The sequence below is a fragment of the Pseudoxanthomonas sp. LjRoot143 genome, from assembly GCF_964252945.1.
Lineage (GTDB): Bacteria > Pseudomonadota > Gammaproteobacteria > Xanthomonadales > Xanthomonadaceae > Pseudoxanthomonas_A.
The window spans coordinates 3706370-3720992 of the sequence record NZ_CAXUPM020000001.1 but is presented as its reverse complement, the minus strand read 5'-3'; the positions used below and the strand labels follow the sequence as shown (position 1 = coordinate 3720992).

12 protein-coding genes are annotated in these 14623 nt (G+C 68.9%); 4 read left to right on the top strand and 8 right to left on the bottom strand.

Annotated elements, in window-relative coordinates; translation table 11 throughout:
- Positions 1–21 precede the first annotated feature (21 nt).
- Entirely contained in the window at positions 22–798 is a 777-nt protein-coding gene (gene bioH, locus ACSQ1W_RS17985; protein WP_436045149.1) for a pimeloyl-ACP methyl ester esterase BioH, read from the top strand.
- Complete coding sequence (gene bioC / locus ACSQ1W_RS17980; RefSeq protein ID WP_436045147.1) at positions 795–1694, top strand: malonyl-ACP O-methyltransferase BioC; 900 nt, start codon at positions 795–797, stop codon at positions 1692–1694. The genes bioH and bioC overlap by 4 nt, the downstream gene beginning before the upstream one ends.
- Before the next feature lie 17 nt (positions 1695–1711).
- On the opposite strand, the gene ACSQ1W_RS17975 is transcribed toward bioC, so the two are convergent.
- From ACSQ1W_RS17975 to ACSQ1W_RS17965, 3 genes are read right to left on the bottom strand one after another with little or no spacing between them, the layout of a single operon-like run.
- Positions 1712–2140, bottom strand: a complete 429-nt coding sequence (locus ACSQ1W_RS17975) for a ketosteroid isomerase-related protein (RefSeq protein WP_192274526.1) — start codon at positions 2138–2140, stop codon at positions 1712–1714.
- 46 nt (positions 2141–2186) lie between these two features.
- Positions 2187–2795: a YdcF family protein gene (locus ACSQ1W_RS17970; RefSeq protein WP_436045146.1), complete on the bottom strand. Its 609-nt coding sequence runs from the start codon at positions 2793–2795 to the stop codon at positions 2187–2189.
- A complete protein-coding gene (locus ACSQ1W_RS17965) occupies positions 2792–3754 on the bottom strand; it encodes a threonine ammonia-lyase (RefSeq protein WP_436045145.1) in 963 nt (320 codons plus the stop codon). The genes ACSQ1W_RS17970 and ACSQ1W_RS17965 overlap by 4 nt, the downstream gene beginning before the upstream one ends.
- Positions 3755–3894: 140 nt before the next feature.
- Here ACSQ1W_RS17965 and ACSQ1W_RS17960 point away from each other — a divergent pair, with 140 nt between their 5' ends.
- A complete protein-coding gene (locus tag ACSQ1W_RS17960) occupies positions 3895–4545 on the top strand; it encodes a hypothetical protein (RefSeq protein ID WP_436045144.1) in 651 nt (216 codons plus the stop codon).
- A 445-nt stretch (positions 4546–4990) separates the two neighbouring features.
- Complete coding sequence (gene mnmG / locus ACSQ1W_RS17955; RefSeq protein ID WP_436045143.1) at positions 4991–6880, top strand: tRNA uridine-5-carboxymethylaminomethyl(34) synthesis enzyme MnmG; 1890 nt, start codon at positions 4991–4993, stop codon at positions 6878–6880.
- Positions 6881–7007: 127 nt separating this feature from the next.
- Here the strand turns inward: mnmG and ACSQ1W_RS17950 are convergent, their stop codons facing one another.
- From ACSQ1W_RS17950 to ACSQ1W_RS17930, 5 genes are all read right to left on the bottom strand, one after another.
- Positions 7008–7187, bottom strand: coding sequence for an oxidoreductase-like domain-containing protein (locus tag ACSQ1W_RS17950; protein ID WP_192274521.1), 180 nt, complete (start codon positions 7185–7187; stop codon positions 7008–7010).
- Positions 7188–7205: 18 nt separating this feature from the next.
- The gene (locus ACSQ1W_RS17945; protein ID WP_436045141.1) at positions 7206–7565 is read right to left on the bottom strand and encodes a putative signal transducing protein; all 360 of its coding nucleotides are present in this window, start codon (positions 7563–7565) and stop codon (positions 7206–7208) included.
- 2 nt (positions 7566–7567) lie between these two features.
- Complete coding sequence (locus ACSQ1W_RS17940) at positions 7568–9709, bottom strand: S46 family peptidase (protein WP_436045139.1); 2142 nt, start codon at positions 9707–9709, stop codon at positions 7568–7570.
- Between the two features lie 79 nt (positions 9710–9788).
- Positions 9789–10844 carry a winged helix DNA-binding domain-containing protein gene (locus ACSQ1W_RS17935; protein ID WP_436045137.1) on the bottom strand — a complete coding sequence of 352 codons (1056 nt, stop codon included), beginning with the start codon at positions 10842–10844 and terminating at the stop codon, positions 9789–9791.
- A 2-nt stretch (positions 10845–10846) separates the two neighbouring features.
- The gene (locus ACSQ1W_RS17930; protein ID WP_436046243.1) at positions 10847–14593 is read right to left on the bottom strand and encodes a translocation/assembly module TamB domain-containing protein; all 3747 of its coding nucleotides are present in this window, start codon (positions 14591–14593) and stop codon (positions 10847–10849) included.
- Positions 14594–14623 lie beyond the last annotated feature (30 nt).

Below are 14623 nucleotides of genomic sequence, written 5' to 3'. Positions count from 1 at the left end.
GGATCGGCGACAATACGCGGCATGCATATCGAAACTCTTGGCAGTGGCCCGTCTCTGGTGCTGCTGCATGGCTGGGCACTGCATGGCGGGGTGTTCGCGCCGCTGGTGCAGCGGCTGTCCGGTCGCTACACGCTGCATCTCGTCGACCTGCCCGGCCATGGCCATAGCCGCGACAGCGACGTAGCGCTGTCGCTGGAAGCCACCGTCCAGGCCATCCTCGCACGCACGCCGCCGGCCGCTTGGCTGGCATGGTCACTGGGCGGTCTGTTCGCGTTGCATGCTGCCGCCTCGTCGCCGCAGGTGCGTGGGCTGGCGATGATCGCCGCGACGCCGCGCTTCGTGCGGAGCGATGACTGGCCGCATGCCGTGGACGCCAGCGTGTTCGCGCAGTTCGGCGATGATCTTCGCAACGACTACGCCGGCACGCTGGAACGTTTTCTGGCGCTGGATACGATGGGGTCCGAACATGCCCGTAGCGAACTGCGCACGCTGAAGCAGGATCTGTACGCGCGCGGCGAACCCGCTGCCGAGGCATTGCAGCAGGGCCTCCAGCTGCTCGAACAGTCGGACCTTCGCGGAGCGCTGTCCTCGCTGTCGGTACCCAGCCTATGGCTGGCGGGCCGTCGCGACCTGCTGGTACCGTCGAAGGCGATGCGGGCAGCAGCGCAGATGGCGCCGGGCGCACAGTTCGTCGAGATCGCCGGCGGCGGACATGCGCCGTTCCTTGGGCACGCCGACCTCGTCGCAGCCGACGTCGATCGTTTCCTGCAGTCGTTGCCGCAGGATGTCGCCGCATGACTACCTTCGACCAGCGCCATATCCGCCGCGCATTCTCGCGCTCAGCCGCGGGCTACGACGCGGCGGCGGCCCTGCAGCACGAAGTCGAGAAGCGTCTGATGGAGTCGCTGGACTACCTGACGTTGCGACAGGGTCAGGACGCAACGGATCCGAAAGTGGTGCTGGATGTCGGCTGCGGCCCCGCCCATGCGGCGGCCGCCATGCGCAAGCGTTGGCCGAAGGCGCAGGTGATCGCACTGGATCTGGCAATGCCGATGCTGCGCGAAGCAAAGAAGCAGTCGGGCTGGTGGAAGCCGTTCCAGCGCGTCTGCGCCGACCTGCGCGCGCTGCCGCTGGCCGAAGGCAGCGTCGACGTGCTGTTCTGCAACTTGAGCCTGCAGTGGGTGGACGACCTGCCCGCCGCGTTCAACGGTTTCCGCCGCGTGCTGAAGCCCGGTGGCCTGCTGGTGTGTTCGACGTTCGGTCCGGAAACGCTGCAGGAGCTGCGTGACGCCTTCGCGCACGCCGACGACGCGCCGCATGTCAGTCCGTTCCCGCCGATCGCGCAGTTCGGCGACGCCCTGATGCTAGCGGGCTTCCGCGATCCGGTGCTCGATCGCGACCGCTTCACGCTGACCTACGACGACCTGCCCGCCTTGATGCGCGAGCTGCGTGCGATGGGCGCGACCAACGCGCTGCAGCAGCGTCGCCACACCTTGACGGGACGGGCACGATTCGCCGCGGCGGCGACCGCTTACGAGCCGCTGCGTCGCGAGGACGGCAAGCTGCCGAGCACGTGGGATGTCATCTATGCGCATGCATGGGCGCCGCCGCCGGGTGCGCCGATCCGGGGGCAGGGCGAAGACATCGCGACGGTACCGCTGTCGAGGATTCCGATCCGACGACGTGGCGAATAATTGCGCGGGAGGCGGCGTCAGCCGCCGACCTGGCGGATCCAGTCCTGCAGGTTGTAGTAGTTGGTGACGCGTGCGATGCGGTCGTCGCGGATGTCGAAGAAGGCGCCGCCCGGCAGCACATAGGTCTGCCCGTTCGCCGGCGGCAGGCCTTCGTCGGTGTGGTGGTACTCGCCATGCACGATGTACTCGGCAGCCGCATGCTGGCCGTCCTGCGTGACCAGCACCACGATGTCGCGCAGCTGTTCGCGGTAACTGGCGTTCATGCGCCCGAGAAAGGTCGCGAAGGCCTCGCGGCCGGTCTCGCGCGCGCCCTGGTTGAGATCGTGCACCACGTCGTCGGTCAGCATGGCCAGCATGCTTTCCCAGTCGCCGCGGTTGAAGGCGGCGTAGTAGTTGAGGACGAGCTCGGTGGCGCGGTCCTGCCGGCGCGTGCCGTCGATCTTCATGCGGATTCCCGGGGGGTGGACGACCCCACGATCATACGCCACGCCGTCAACGCGGCAGCCGGTCGCGATGGAAGAAATAGACTTCCTGCAGCAGGAAGCGCCAGCGCGTGGCGAAGCTGCGGAAACGGCTGGTCGGCGTGGGCGAGCCGACCGAGCGGATACCCAGGTCGCGGCTGATGCGCAGTGCGCGCGCCATGTGCAGCGGATCGCTGACGATGATGACGGAGTGCAGCTTGTGCTGCTGCATCAGAATTCGCGCCTGCCGCAGGTTGTCGTGCGTGTTGCGCGAGAGCGACTCGATGAGGATCGCCCTCTCCGGCACGCCCTGGCGCAGCGCATAGCGGCGCGCGACCTGCGACTCGGAGAAGCGTGCGCCGGTGCCGCCATAGCCGCCGGTGAAGATCAGCGTCGGCGCCAGGCCGCGCTTGTAGAGGTCGATGCCGTGGCGGATGCGTTCCTCGAACACCGGCGACGGCTTGGCGTCGTAGGCCGCCGCGCCGAGCACTATGATGGCGTCGGCTGGCTGGGCGTCGTCGCGCTGGCCCACCCAGATGATGTAGGCCGCCACGCCGGCCAACCAGACCACGGCAAGCAGCAGCAGGCGCAAGGCCCAGCCGACGACGCCGCGTTTGGGTTTGCGCCGGTGTGCGTTCATGCCGCGCGCTCCCACGGCAAGGCATCCAGGTCGACATTGCCACCGGATAGCAGCACGCCGACCCGTTGGCCCGCGAATCGCTCGGGTGCCTGCAGGACCGCAGCCAGCGCGATCGCCGAGGACGGTTCCACCAGCAGCTTCAGGCATTGCCACAGCAGGCGCATGGCGACGAGCGTGTCGTGGTCCGGGACGGTGACGACGTCCACCCGGTGCTTCTGCAGGAGATCGAAGTTCGGTTCCCCCAGGGTGCCGCGCAGGCCATCGCAGACCGTGTCGGGCACGAACTCGACGCGGCGCTCGCCCGCGGCCAGGGATGTCGCGGTATCGGCCGCACCTTCCGGTTCGGCGCCCAGGATGCGACAGCCGGGAGCCGTGGCAGCGGCTGCGATCGCGGTGCCCGACAGCAGCCCGCCGCCCCCGACAGGGGCCACGAGGGCTTCCAGCGGCCCGTGCGCATTGATCAGTTCCAGTGCCGCCGTGCCTTGGCCGGCGATCACGTGCGGATGGGTGTAAGGATGGATCAGGGTGGCACCGGTGTCGGCCTGTACGCGGGCGGCGGTGGCTTCGCGGGCGTCGATGGTCGCCGCACACGTGTGCAGGTGCGCGCCGTAACGGGCGATGCTCGCGAGCTTCGCCGCGTTCGCGCCCGCCGGCACCACGACATGGCAGGCGATCCCGCGGGTCCGCGCCGCCAACGCCAGCGCGGCGCCGTGGTTGCCCGACGAGTGCGTCACCACGCCACGTGCCGCCGAGGCATCGTCCAGCGCCCACACCGCATTGCAGGCACCGCGGAACTTGAAGGCGCCCGTCCGCTGCAGCGGCTCCGCCTTGAAATGGAGCTGGCAGCCGGCCATCGCGTCCAGGGCGCGGGAGCGCAGGACGGGGGTGGCATAGGCGTGGGGGGCGATACGGGCGGCAGCGGCGAGGACGTCGTCGAAGGTGGGCAGAGGCATCGGCATGCGGAAAGGTTAGCAGCGCATCGCCCCCCGCTGAACCTCCGCCAGCGGACGCTCCGCCCCTCCCGCCATACCGGCCGGGTTAAGCACGGATTCAATGCGCCGCGCCGATGCTGCAACGGCAGAGTAACGGGGGTTCCGCCATGAAACGTTCATCTCTCTTGACCATCGTGTTCGCCAGCCTCGCCCTGGGAGGTTGCGCGACGTACGACTATGTCGGCGACACCGCGCCGGGCGGCTACTACCACGGCCGGCCGAGCACGCAGTATTCCGATCCGTACGGCGGCTACTACGGCGGCAGCGTCTACGGCAGCTACGGCCACGGTTACGGCTACGGCGGGCCCTATCGCTATGGCAGCTACTACGGTTATCCCTACTACGGCTATTACGGGTCGCACTACCCGTATTACCCGCCTCGCCCCCCGCGCCCGGGCGACAACAATCCTCCCCCCAAGCCGCCGCCGACAGGCGGGAGCGGCAATCGCCCGCCGCCGTGGCGTGATCCGACCGGTCGTTGGCGTGAAGGCGGCGCGCAGCCCATGGTTCCGGGCCGGCCGGCGCAGGTGACGCCGTCGCCCAGCCAGCCCCGGGTGGGCGATGGCGGCTACCGTCCTCCGCGCGTGACCTCCTCGCCGTCGATGCCGCGTGCGGTCGAGCGGCCCCGCAACATGGAGCGGGCGGCCCCGCCGCCGCCGCCGGAGCGCGCCGCCCCACCGCCCCGGATGGAGCGCCCGGCACCGCCGTCCCGTCCCATGCCACGGGACGATGGCGGTAGTCGCCAGCTCGAACGGTGATCCGCGCCACCTGACCGTCCGTCGCCATTCCCCCACCGCTGACGCGGTTGCGAACCTCGGTTGACCGGTTGCGTCGCTTTCTGACGTAAGCGGCAATTGAAGGTTCAATGTCGACGTCCGGTGGGGAAATCTGGATCCCCCCTGTTCCGGCCCCATCGGGCGTCGGCGCCTAACGAAAAAGCCCGGCTTTGCCGGGCTTTTTTCTTGCTCTGGTATCCTGCGCGCATAAAAAAGGGGCCGGTAGTCCCCCGACTACCGGCCCCCGGCATCCCCGGCGTGCGCATGGCTGGCCCCTGTTCCAATTACCAACCCGGCGCCCCTGGTCGCTTGCCACGACGGGTGCATGGGAATAGAGCAGGAAGCGTGCCAACTTTGCCGGATTGCCATGCCGGATCCCGTCTTCCGTACCCGCGCCTCCACAGGCCTTCGCCACCAAACCTTCCCCATGCGCTCCCGCTTCCACCACTACGACGTCATCATCATCGGCGGCGGCCATGCCGGCACCGAGGCCGCGCTGGCTTCCGCGCGCGCCGGTGCGCACACGCTGCTGCTGACGCACAACGTTGAAACGGTGGGCGCGATGAGCTGCAACCCGGCCATCGGCGGGATTGGCAAGGGCCATCTGGTAAAGGAGATCGACGCGCTGGGCGGCGTGATGGCGTGGGCGGCCGACCGTGCCGGCATCCAGTGGCGCACGCTCAACGCGTCGAAGGGCCCGGCCGTGCGCGCGACGCGCTGCCAGGCAGATCGCGCGCTCTACCGCAGCGCCATCCGCCGCGCGGTGGAGGCGCAGCCCAACCTGACCCTGTTCCAGGCGGCCGTCGATGACCTGGTCATCGAGAACAACACCGTCCGCGGCGCCGTCACCCAGACCGGCCTGACGTTCCATGCGCCGGCCGTCGTGCTGACCGCAGGCACCTTCCTCGCCGGCAAGATCCACGTCGGCGAGACGCAGTACGCCGCCGGCCGCGCTGGCGATCCGCCTGCGACCGCACTGGCGCAGCGATTGCGCGAAGGCGCCTTCGTCGTCGATCGCCTGAAGACCGGCACGCCGCCGCGCATCGACGGCCGCTCGCTCGATTATTCCGTGATGGAAGAGCAGCCCGGCGACGATCCGCTGCCGGTGATGTCGTTCATGGGCAGCGTCGCCGACCATCCGCGCCAGGTCTCGTGCTGGATCACCCACACCAGCGAGCAGACCCACGAGATCATCCGCGGCGCACTGCACCGCTCGCCGATGTACTCCGGCCAGATCGAAGGCATCGGCCCGCGCTACTGCCCGTCGATCGAGGACAAGGTGGTGCGCTTCGCCGAGAAGGCCAGCCACCAGATCTTCGTCGAGCCGGAAGGCCTCGACGTCGCCGAGATCTATCCGAACGGCATTTCCACCTCACTGCCGTTCGACGTGCAGCTGGCGCTGGTGCGCAGCATCCGCGGCATGGAAAACGCGCACATCACGCGCCCCGGCTATGCGATCGAATACGACTTCTTCGATCCGCGCGGCCTGAAGGCATCGCTGGAAACGAAGGCCGTCGCCGGCCTGTTCTTCGCCGGACAGATCAACGGTACGACGGGTTACGAAGAAGCCGCGGCGCAGGGCCTGCTCGCCGGCCTCAACGCGGCGCGGTTCGTGCAGCAGAAGGACGCGTGGTCGCCGCGTCGCGACGAGGCCTATGTCGGCGTGCTGGTCGACGACCTGATCACGCACGGCACCAAGGAGCCGTACCGCATGTTCACCAGCCGCGCCGAATACCGGTTGCAGCTGCGCGAGGACAATGCCGATCTGCGGCTCACCGAGACCGGCCGCTCGCTGGGCTTGGTCGACGACGCGCGCTGGCAGCGCTTCGACGCCAAGCGCGAGGCTATTACACGCGAGACCGGCCGCCTGCGCGCGCTGTGGGCCACGCCCGCCAATGCGCTGGGCCGTGAGGTCGCCGACACGCTCGGCGTGCAGGTCAGCCGCGAGACCAACGTGCTCGACCTGATCAAGCGTCCGGAGCTGGACTACGCGAAGCTGGTCGCCGTGCCGTCGATCGGACCCGGCGTGGACGATGCCCAGGTCGCCGAGCAGGTCGAGATCGGCGTGAAGTACGCCGGCTACCTCGATCGCCAGCGCGACGAGATCGAACGCCAGCAGCGCAACGAATCCACGCCGATCCCAGCTGGTTTCGACTTCGCTGCCGTGCGCGGCCTGTCGGCCGAAGTGCAGCAGAAACTCGACCGCGTGCAGCCCGAGACCATCGGCCAGGCGCAGCGCATTCCCGGCATGACACCCGCCGCCATCTCGCTGCTGCTGGTGCATCTGGAGCGTGCGCGGCGCACGCGCGTGGCGTGATCGGCGAGAAGCACCTGTAGGAGCGACGTAAGTCGCGACCGTAGACGCCTAGCCGAGCTGGAGCTCGCCTCTGCTCGGAATGCTGGAACGCGTACGGTCGCGACTTACGTCGCTCCCACAACAAGCGTCACTCAACGCCGGGATGCCTCGCCTCCCACGCCGCCAACTGCTCGCGATAGTGCTGCAGCTGCTCCGCGTACAGGTCGTGCACGCAGATCGGGCAGCCGCTGTTGCAGCAGTCGCTGGGCAGCGGTGGCTCGGGTGCGATCGGTCGCGGGTCGTCGTCGGGGGCGAGCAGGGTATTCACGTGGTTGCCTACGGAGGGTCAGACGCCTGTCTGACGTCGCCGACGCCATGGCAGGGGAAGGCCCAGCGTGAAGAGGCCGAGGAAGGCGAGCCGCTGTGACAGCGAGTCGATCGGCGCTGCATCCCTAGCCATCGGGTCGGCGCTTTCGTTTTCCAATGCCAATGCACCTTGGGCGAGTTGCGCGATCAACGCACGCGCCTCTTCCGCCTGTTCGCGCAGGACGCGGATCTTCACGCCGCCGAGCGCTTGGCGCATGTACCAGTCGTTGATCGCCTGCTGTTCGTCGGCCAAGTAGGCATCAATGCCTTCGGCCGTCAGGCGTCCGTGCACGATGCGGGCTTCGAGCGGATCGAGGAAGCTGGCGACGGTGACAAACATGCTCAGCGGACGCCCATTTCCTTCAGCAGATGCGGCGCCGGGTAGACCTTGCCCATCAGCCAGCGCAGGTAGCGCATGTCGACGTGGACGGCGCGCTTGTAGCGCGGGTCGAACATCCAGCTGGCGCTGACGGATTCCCAGTTGCTGTCGAAATTCAGGCCTATCAGTTCGCCGCGCGCGTTGAGCACGGGCGAGCCGGAGTTGCCGCCTGTCGTGTCGAGATTGGTCAGGAAGTTGACCGTCTGCGTCTTCAGCGCCGGATCCTCGGTGCCGGTGAAGTCACCCTTCGCGATGGCGTCGAGCAGCGGCTTCGGCGCATCGAACGGCACCTTGCCGGTGTTCTTCTCGACGATGCCGGCCACCGTGGTCACCGGCGTGTATCGGATGCCGTCGCGCGGGGAGAAGCCGTCGACCTTGCCGAAGCTCACGCGCAACGTGCCGTTGGCGTCCGGGTACAGCGCACGGCCCTGCTGCGTGCGCCACGCGAACAGGGCGCGCATGTAGGCGGGGCGCAGGCGCAGCTGTTCGCCTTCACGCGTCTTGCGTTCGTTCTCCAGCGTCAGCTGCACGGGCACCAGCATCGCCGCCAGCGCGATCAGCGGATCGGCGGCCAGCGGCTTGCCTTCGCGTGCCGCTGCAAAGCGCGACAGCCGTTCGGCTTCGTCGCCGAGCTTCGTGCCCGCGTACAGCGTGTCGAGGGCCTGCTTCAGCGCCGCGGGCGTGCGACCGAACGCGGCATCGAAGGCAGGAAGACGCTGCGCGTCCGGCAACTGCTGGTAGCGGGTCAGCAGGACGGTGAGCAGCGCCTTTTCGACCTCGGGTGCGTAACGGCGCTGCACCTGCTTCAGGATGCCTTCGATCATGGCGTGGTCGCGCGCCTGGAAGCCGTTTTCGCGTTCTGCATCCGGCTTGGCGGACTCCACACGCAGCCGCTCCAGCGTGATCGCGGTGCGCATCAGCTGCGACTGCGCGCCGAACAGGTTCAGCAGCAGCTCGCGTTCGCGTACGGCCGAGCCGCCGGCGATCGACGCGGCCAGCGCGTCGATGTCGCCGCGTTCCTTCGTCGCGGCTCCGGTGGCGAGCATGCTGCGCTCGTCGTCGTCGCGGACACGCACCGCATCGCTGCGGCGCAGGCCTTCCAGTTCGCCGGCGGCACGCTTGCGCTGGTTCTTCAGCGACTGCAGCTGTGCGGCATAGCGTGTCTTCGCGTCGGCATCCTTCGCGCCCGCGGCTTCCACCACATCGATCAGCTGGTCGAACACCGCCACGCGGGTGGGCAGCGTCCAGGTGATCTGTTCTTCGAACTCCGCCGCCGTGCGATGGCGATAGGTGATGCCGGGGTAGCCGGCGAGCATCGCGTAGTCGCCGGCCTTGGGACCGTCCTTGGCGAGCGCGAGATGCGCCGGCGCGGCGTACGGGACATTGTCGGGGCTATAGGACGCGGGCTTGCCGTCCTTGCCGACGTAGGCGCGCAACAGGGTGAAGTCGCCGGTATGGCGCGGCCACATGAAATTGTCGATCTCATCGCCGTAGTTGCCGATCGCGCGCGGCGGTGCGTAGGCCAGGCGGATGTCGCGCAGCTCCAGCTGGGTGATCCGGTAGAAATCGGTGCCGTAGTACATGTTGGCGACGCTGCAGCGTACGCCGCCCTCGGCTTCGCATTCGGCCACGATGGCCTTGCTGGCGCGGTCCACCGCGTCGAAGTAGGCGCGCCCGGTCTTGCCCGCGGTCTCCTTCAACACCGCGTCGGTGACCTTGTCGTAGCCGACCGTGACCAGTACCCGGAAATCCGGATTGGCCGGCAGTTCGCCCGTACGGTCGGCGGCGATGAAGCCGTCGTCGATCAGGTTGTGCCCGGGCTTGCTGTTGTACTGGATCACGCCATAGGCGACGTGGTGGTTGGTCAGGATCAGGCCGTCCTGCGAAACGAACGCGCCGGTGCCGCCGCCGGCACGCACCACGGCACTCAGCGGCGCGGCGGTGACGTCGGCGAGCGTCTTCGGGTCGCCCTTGAAGCCGGCCTCGCGCAGCGTCTTGCCAAGCTGCGGCAGTTGCGACGGCATCCACATGCCTTCGTCGGCGTGGGCGGGCAGGGACAGGGCGACGCCCAGGGCAAGGGTGGTGATCGGGAATCGACGGCGCATGGTCAGGATCCAGCGGAGAAGAGGGGACGATATCGGGCGCTTCCCGATGCGGCAATGACGATCTGTGTCGCGTCGTCCATCACGGCGCGTCGCCGAGAAAGCGCCGCCAGCGTTGTGCAGCGCGAAGGAGGGAGGCGTGTTCGGCGTCTTCCAGCGGACGTAGCGGATCGAACACCACGTCGCCATCGGCGACGGCGCGCTTCCAGGTCGCCGCGACGCGGCCACCGACGATGGCGGTGGCGGCCACGAGTCCGTTGATGCTGAACACGCGCCGCGTCAGCGCGGCATCCAGTACCGGGGTGCGATCACGGTAGCCGATCAGGTATTCGTCGAACGCCGGCAGCAAGTGCACGGCACGCGATCGCGGAGGTTCAGGCGCATCGCTACGCCACCACCAAGTCGTGCCGCCGTGTGTCTCCTGCTCAAGGTGGGATGACGCGGACGCCAGTGCCTGTTGCGTATCCTTTTGCGTCAGTCCCGACCACCACGCGAGATCGGCGGTGGTCGCAGGCCCATGGCCCTGCAGATAGCGTAACGCGAGGCGATGCAGCGCTTCGTCGCGCGCGAGGGCTGCGGCTGGCGGCACCCAGGCATCCATCAGCACGAATGTCGGCTGCTTGCCCACGCGGGGTCCGTGACAGATCACGCTTTCGTGCGCCAGCCAGTTCAGCAGATGAAGACCACGCTGGTCGCGGCTGACGATGCCGGCGGCATCCATGCAGGCGTACAGGTCAGCGCGCGCCATCGGCGTGCCGGTGGACAAGGCACGTTCCACCACGCGCCGACCACGCGCCAGCGTCGTCGCGTCGAGACCCAGCTCACGGGAGATGCGTCCGGCGTTCGCGGCCTGCACGCGCGGCGCGAGCAGCGCGACCATCCAGCGCACATCCTCGCGCGCCAGCAGGTGCAGCGTGCCGCGCATCGGCCAGGTGCGCACGATCTCGCCGCGCGCGATGTCGCCCTCGACATCGGCCTGCGTCGCGTCCGCCGTGCGCAGGCCAACCGCCCACAGCGCGGCGTGGTAGTCCTGGGCCTGCATCGCGGCCATGTGCCGCACGGCGTCGGCGGGCGACGATCCGAGTGGCGCGCTGATGCCGTGCGCGCGCAAGCGGTGCGCCGTCAGCGACGGCCGCACGGCTACTTCTCCTTGCGCCAGTTGATCGAGCCGCGCGTCTCGGTGGTGCTCGACTCGATTTCCACGTCGAAGCCCTTGCGCAGCAGGTACTTCAGCGTGACCGCCGAGCCGGAACCGACCATCGAGACGCCGTAGCTGACGTAGAGCTTCGGCGAGAGGTACTTGCCCACGCCGAACACCGATCCGCCCAGCGTGCGCGATTCCAGCACGCCGGCATCGTCCAGGCCGATCTTCGCGCCGAGCTGGGAGGCCAGCAGGCCGGCGCCGGCGCCGAGCGCGGACGAGGCCGCGTTGATGCGCTGGCTTTCGTCGCTGCTGGCGGTGTTGAGCGAGCGGCCCAGGACCAGGTAGGCAAGCGCTTCGGATTCGGCCATCGCCGGATTCGACCACACGCGTGCGCGCGGCTGGCTGGCACGGCCGGTGACATCGATGCCGGCGGTGACGCCCGCACTGACCACTTCGCGCTCGGCGCGGATGTTGATGCGCGGATCGGAGACCGCGTTGTTGCTCCACGCCAGTTCGCCACGGGTGATGCGCAGCTTCTGGCCGTAAGCCTCGTAGCGGCCGTCGACATCGAGGCGGCCGGTCGCCAGCATTTCGCGGCCCGGTTGCGAACGCACGTGCATGGTGCCGGCCAGCGTGCCCTCCAGGCCGTAGCCCTTCAGTTCCACCTTGTCGCCGACCTTCAGGGCGAGGTCCAGGTCCAGCCGCGAACTCGGCGCACGCTCGGGGTCGACGGGATCGAGGATCACCACGTCTTCCGACGCGGAGACGCCGCTGTCGAGTTTCTCCACGTCGATCGTGGCGGACGGGATGCCCACCTCGCCGCGCACCTGGATGGTGTTGTCGGCGAAGCCTACCTGGATGTTCGGCGAGGCGACCGCACGCAGGTCGGTCGTGTCGGAGACCAGCACGTTGTCGCCACGCACCTGGAACTGCAGCGGCGTGGTGTCGTTGTTCCAGCCCAGCGTGCCGGCCACGTTGAGCACGCCGCCGGTGCCGGTGCCGCCGGTGGACGACACCGTCTTCATGCTGCCGTCGATGCGCGCGCTGCCGTCGGACAGCGCGACCAGTTCCGCACCGCCATCGGTCAGCGACACGCCGAGCGCCGGCAGTTCGCCGGTGAACTCGGTCAGCGTGGCCTCACCGCTCAGCAGTGGGTGGCCGCGCGTGCCGGCGACGCCGATATGGCCGGCCAGCTTGCCCTGCGGGCGCACGAGGTCCGGCGAGAACAGCTCCATCCAGAACAGGCGCGAGTTGTGGAAGTACAGGTCGCCCTTCAGCGGCGCGAACGCATCCCAGCCGGTATTGAAGGTCGCATCGACATAGCCGTCGCCCTTGAAGCCGGTGCCGAGGCGGCCCTGGATCCGCTGCGGCGTGAAGTCCACATCGAGGGTGAAGTTGTCGTAGCGGATGATCTCGCCGCGCGCGGTGGTGCCCATCTTCAGGCCGCCATCGAGCGATGCCAGATGCACCTCGCCCTGCCAGGCGTTGCCGGCCGGGCGCAGCGTCGCATCCAGCGTGAACTCGCCGCGCAGCGTCAGCGGACGACCATCGGCCGGCGGCAGCCATGGTTGCACCAGCGCCAGCGACAAGGCTTCGCCGCGCACCTCCAGTCCCTGTCGCGGCCAGTTGGCGCTGGCGCACAGCGCGCCGCCGATGTCCGAACCGAGGCAGCTTTCCGACAGCGTCCAGTTGGCGCCGTTCTGCGCGAAGCGGGCAGGCTGCCGCAGCGTCCACGGATTGCCCTTGGACGGTGCGATACGCAGCGCGTCCAGCGAGCCCTGCCAATTGGCACCGCGCTTTTCTGCCGTGCCCGACAACGCGACCGCGCCCATGGCATTGCGGGCGTCGCCGTCGAAGCGCAGATCTTCCACCGCGCCACGCGCATTGACGGTCACGCTGTCCAGCACGGTGCCGACATCCACCGCGCTGCCCTGCAGGGCGAGGTCGCCGTCGCCGCTGCGCCAGGGCAGGCGCCCGCGCAGGCTCAGCGTGCCCGCACTCCAGTCGTTCCAGCGCAGGTTCTCGCCGCCGAGGTCGGCGTCGATGTTAGGTGCGGTGCGTGCACCGGTGAGATTGACCGTGCCGGCCAACGTGCCGCTGGCGTCGGGCAGCAGGTCCGCCAGGTTCAGCGGACTGAGCGCGGCATCCACGTCCAGCGTGTCGCCGACCTTGCCCTTCGCGGTGACGCGGCTGCCGCCGAGCGACAGCGCGAGATCGCCTTCGCCGTTGTTGCCGTCCAGCGCGAAGGTGCCGCGGGCATCCAGCGGGCGGTCGCGCAGGCGGCCGCTGAGCTTCGGGATATCCAGCGTGCCCTTGAGCAGGCCGTCCTCGCGCTGCTGTCCCTTCGAGGCGAGGTTGCCGGAAATGTTCCCGTTCCAGCCAGCGGCGAAGTAGCCGGGATCGAAGCCGGCCAGCGTCGCGGTGACGTCCCAGTCCAGGGCGGGCGACCAGCCGACGGTGCCGGTGGCATCCAGTGTGCCGGTCGGCATGGTGGCGCGCAGCGTCTTCACCTGCGCGCGCTCGGCGTTGCCGCTGCCATCGAACTCCAGCACGGCGCTGTCGTCGCCGCGCGTCAGCGTGGCCTTGCCCAGCGCTGCCCATTCCTCCAGCTTGCCGGCGACGCCGAAGTCGCCTTCGGTGCCGATCATGCTGTCCGCCTCGGTGCCCCAGCGCAGTCCGCGTGCGTTGACGGCGAAGCGGAACTCGGGATTCTCCGGCACGGTGAAGTCGGCACGGCCGCGCAGCGAGGCGTAACCATCGAACGCGCGGATCGCCAGCGGCTCCACGGTCAGCACTTCGCCATCGATGCGTGCATGCGAGGGTTCGATGACGACCGCGATGTCGCCCTGCTGCACAGTGCCCTGCAGGTCGGCAGCGCCACCGGCGCCCTTGGCGACCAGGTCGAACGACACCGGCGTGCTGTCGTCCATCACGCCGAGCAGCGACAGATCCAGGGCTTCGCTCTTTGCCGCGAAGTTCCACGTCGGTCTCGTCTCGCCGCGCAGGGTGAGCGTCGCCCGCAGCGGTGCGGGTGCGGCGCCGGACACGCCGACATTCATGCGTGCGCGGTTGCCGCGCGCCACCAGCCCGATGCGGGCCGGTGTGCGTCCGAGCGGGGCAGGGAACACGCCGGTGGCCGTGAGGTCGGTCGCGTAGCCGTCGCGCGGCGCGTAACTGCCGTGCACGCCGAAGGCGCCACGATCGCTGGCGATGGCCAGCTTCTCGGCGATCACGTAGCCGTTGCCGATATCGATGCCGCCGCTGGCATGCGTGATGTCGATGACGGGCTGGCCGCTCTGGCGGACCAGAAAGCGGTCGATCTCCAGCTTGTCGGCCTGGATCGCCAATGGCATTTCGATCTGCGGCAGCAGGTCGGGCCAGTGCGGCAGTTCGAACGGTTCGTCGCTTTCGGGTACGTCGAGCATCGCGCCGCGCAGTTTCAGCACGTCCAGGCGCAGGCGCTTGCCGAGCAGCGGGCGCAGGTCCGGCTCCAGGTAGACCTCCTCGGCGGTGAAGCGGATCTTGTCCCAGCGGAAGTCGACGCCGCGCAAGGTCAGCGGGCCGGCGATGGGTCCCTCCGCTTCGCGGTAGTTCAATGAAGCATCCGCCGGCAGGCGTGCCTTGATCTGCGCCAGCAGCACGTCGCGGCCCGCCACGGTCTGCAGCAGCCAGTACAGGCCGATGCACAACAGGACGGTGAGGATGCCGGTGCCGATCGCGCTGCGGATCGCCAGCGTGCGCATGCGTGCCTTGCGGCGCGCGCGCAGTTCTGC

Bases quoted from the DNA above. Each gene is read 5' to 3' on its own strand.
- bioH (WP_436045149.1), top strand. From the start codon at position 22: ATGCATATCGAAACTCTTGGCAGTGGCCCGTCTCTGGTGCTGCTGCAT.
- bioC (WP_436045147.1), top strand. From the start codon at position 795: ATGACTACCTTCGACCAGCGCCATATCCGCCGCGCATTCTCGCGCTCA.
- ACSQ1W_RS17975 (WP_192274526.1), bottom strand. From the start codon at position 2,140: ATGAAGATCGACGGCACGCGCCGGCAGGACCGCGCCACCGAGCTCGTC.
- ACSQ1W_RS17970 (WP_436045146.1), bottom strand. From the start codon at position 2,795: ATGAACGCACACCGGCGCAAACCCAAACGCGGCGTCGTCGGCTGGGCC.
- ACSQ1W_RS17965 (WP_436045145.1), bottom strand. From the start codon at position 3,754: ATGCCGATGCCTCTGCCCACCTTCGACGACGTCCTCGCCGCTGCCGCC.
- ACSQ1W_RS17960 (WP_436045144.1), top strand. From the start codon at position 3,895: ATGAAACGTTCATCTCTCTTGACCATCGTGTTCGCCAGCCTCGCCCTG.
- mnmG (WP_436045143.1), top strand. From the start codon at position 4,991: ATGCGCTCCCGCTTCCACCACTACGACGTCATCATCATCGGCGGCGGC.
- ACSQ1W_RS17945 (WP_436045141.1), bottom strand. From the start codon at position 7,565: ATGTTTGTCACCGTCGCCAGCTTCCTCGATCCGCTCGAAGCCCGCATC.
- ACSQ1W_RS17940 (WP_436045139.1), bottom strand. From the start codon at position 9,709: ATGCGCCGTCGATTCCCGATCACCACCCTTGCCCTGGGCGTCGCCCTG.
- ACSQ1W_RS17930 (WP_436046243.1), bottom strand. From the start codon at position 14,593: ATGCGCACGCTGGCGATCCGCAGCGCGATCGGCACCGGCATCCTCACC.